Genomic DNA, 1098 nt, shown 5'->3' with positions numbered 1-1098 from the left:
TTGATCCAGGCCGGTGACCACAGCGGTCAAAGCCATGGCACTGGCAATACGCCCCGCTTCGCTGTTATTGACCTGCGCGGCAGTCAGGCGCAAGGCCTCGGTGCTGGTCAGGCGACCGTCCTGGCTGTTGTTGAAGGCGCCGGTGGTGACGGTCACGCCTTTGCCGGCAATACGCCCGCTGCGGCTGTTGTCCAGGCGGCCGCTGGTGAGGGTCAGGGCTGCATCGCTGAGGATTTCGCCGCCCTGGTTGACCACGGCGTCCGTGACGGTGAGGTTGGCAGTGCCGGTGCTGGTGAGGCTGCCGCCGGTGTTGGTCAGTGAAGTGGCGGTCAGCAGCAAAGCACCGCTAGCTCTCATACGCCCCTTGGAACTGTTGTCGAACTGCCCAAGCGTGGCGGTCAAGGCAGCCTTGCTGGTGAGTTCGCCGTTGCGGTTGTTCAGGGTCGCGGCAGACAGCTCAAGGCCCGTCGCAGACACCAACCCCCGCAGGTTGGTCAGCACCTGATCGATGCGCACGATCAGGGATTCGTCGCTGAGCACCGAACCGTCAGTGTTGTCCAGCGAAGTGGCGGCCAGGGTAAAGCCCTTGGCACTGGAGATTTCGCCGCTTTGGTTGTTGACTGTGCCCAGATTCGTCAGCAGCAACTGGCCGGGGGCCGTAATCAAACCGTCCTGGTTATTCAGATGGCCGTTGTTCAGGTCCAGGCTGACGTCGCCGTTGCTGTACAGCTGACCATCGGCGTGTTGATCCAGGCCCGTAACCACAGCGGTCAAAGCCATGGCGCTGGCGATACGCCCCGCTTCGCTGTTATTGACCTGAGCGGCAGTCAGGCGCAAGGCCTCGGTGCTGGTCAGGCGACCGTCCTGGCTGTTGTTGAAGGCGCCGGTGGTGACGGTCACGCCTTTACCGGCAATCCGGCCACTGAGGCTGTTGTCCAGACGGCCGCTGGTGAGGGTCAGGGCTGCATCGCTGAGGATTTCGCCGCCCTGGTTGACCACGGCGTCCGTGACGGTGAGGTTGGCAGTGCCGGTGCTGGTGAGGCTGCCTGCCAAGTTCGACACAGAGCCAGCGTTCAGGGTCAGGATGCTATCGCTGCG

Annotated in this window: 1 pseudogene; it reads right to left on the bottom strand. The window is 63.4% G+C overall.

Features of this window, described 5'->3' with window-relative positions:
• A pseudogene (locus Q6A51_RS27260) lies at positions 1-1098 on the bottom strand (filamentous hemagglutinin N-terminal domain-containing protein); the annotation flags it as partial.

Source organism: Pseudomonas serbiensis, from assembly GCF_030580745.1.
In the GTDB taxonomy this organism is placed as follows: domain Bacteria; phylum Pseudomonadota; class Gammaproteobacteria; order Pseudomonadales; family Pseudomonadaceae; genus Aquipseudomonas; species Aquipseudomonas serbiensis.
The sequence above is the reverse complement of the archived record's forward strand: the minus strand, read 5'-3'. Positions and strand labels throughout refer to the sequence as shown.